The organism is Polaromonas sp. P3_C2 (assembly GCF_056402675.1).
Genome location: NZ_JBFUGX010000917.1, coordinates 1 through 1,344 on the forward strand (window position 1 = coordinate 1; position 1,344 = coordinate 1,344).

The 1,344-nt window shown below is 54.6% G+C and carries 2 protein-coding genes; one reads left to right on the plus strand and one right to left on the minus strand.

Annotated features, from left to right (window positions below; translation table 11 throughout):
* The coding region (gene pilM, locus AC1DWI_RS23345; protein ID WP_477725940.1) for a pilus assembly protein PilM at positions 1–471 on the minus strand (471 nt) is incomplete at its 3' end.
* Positions 472–739: 268 nt separating this feature from the next.
* On the opposite strand from pilM, the gene AC1DWI_RS23350 reads away from it, so the two are divergent.
* Positions 740–1,344 (plus strand): transglycosylase domain-containing protein (locus AC1DWI_RS23350; protein ID WP_477725941.1); only part of this gene is annotated, 605 nt, incomplete at its 3' end.

Below are 1,344 nucleotides of genomic sequence, written 5' to 3' on the forward strand. Positions count from 1 at the left end.
GTCCTGCACTTTTTCCTTGCGCGAAGCAGCAATCAGCACTTCAACGTCGCCACTGGAGGTAGCGCTCGGGCCTACCACGCAGAAATCGAGGCTGACTTCATCCAGTGAGAACGGAATGTATTGATTGGCTTCGGATTCGACCTGAATTTCCAGCTCTACGTCGCTGAGGCCGCCCGGGAGAATGATTTTTTTGGTAATGACCGCCGAAGCCGGCAGGGCCATCGCCACATTCTTGGTGCGGGTTCCGCTTTTTTTGACGAGCCGGCGCACGGCATCGGCCACTTCGTCAAACTTTTCGACGTTACCATCGGTAATCCAGCCTCGTTCCAGCGGTTCGATCGCACAGCGATCCAACACCAGATTACCGGCCTTGTCACGGCTCAACTCCACCAGCTTGACACTGGATGAGCTGATATCTAAACCCAGCAAAGCGGGTTGTTGGCGGTTGAATAACGATCCCAGAGAGATCAAGGCGGTCCCCAAATGACGGCTAATATGTAGCCCTGCATACTTAAGAAATCACTTGAATAGTAGCAGTAAGCTCTTTGTGCAGTAAGGATTTTTCCTGTTTTGGACGTCTGGAACGTTGTCAAAAGCAGACGGTCGTATCGGACCAGGAGTTTGCAAGGTTCCCCAAAACGATGTCTGCAAACGTAAAAGTATGGCACTTGCCCTGACACCCCGCACAACTCGCTTCCCGGGATTTTTATAATGGTGACGCGACTTTACGATTGCCTACATGCCCTCCACACCCACGTCTTCTGATTCAAACTCTGCCCCGGTCAAGCAAGGTCGCGCAAAGTCCCTTGTCCCCCGCTGGCTGGTCATGTTCTTTTTGTGGAGTGGTGGCCTGTTGCTGGCTGGTGTTGCCGCCGTCTTGCTGTTTGTGGCTGTGGCGCTGTCGGTTGCCTACCCCAACCTGCCGGATATCTCTGACTTGTCCGACTACCGGCCAAAGTTGCCATTGCGGGTTTACTCCGCCGATGGGGTGGTTATTGGAGAGTTCGGGGAAGAACGCCGCAGCCTCACCCCGATCAAGGACATCCCGCAGGTCATGAAGGACGCGGTGCTGGCCATTGAAGACGCCCGCTTTTTCTCACATGGCGGCGTGGATTACCTGGGCGTGATCCGGGCCGGCTTTGCCAATGTGGGCCGGGCCAAGAGCCAGGGCGCCTCCACCATCACCATGCAGGTGGCCCGCAATGTCTATCTGTCAGCCGAGAAAAGCTATACCCGCAAGATCTATGAAATCCTGCTGACCTTCAAGCTGGAGCACCTGCTGACCAAGGACCAGATCCTTGAGATCTATATGAACCAGATTTTTCTGGGAAACCGGGCTTATGG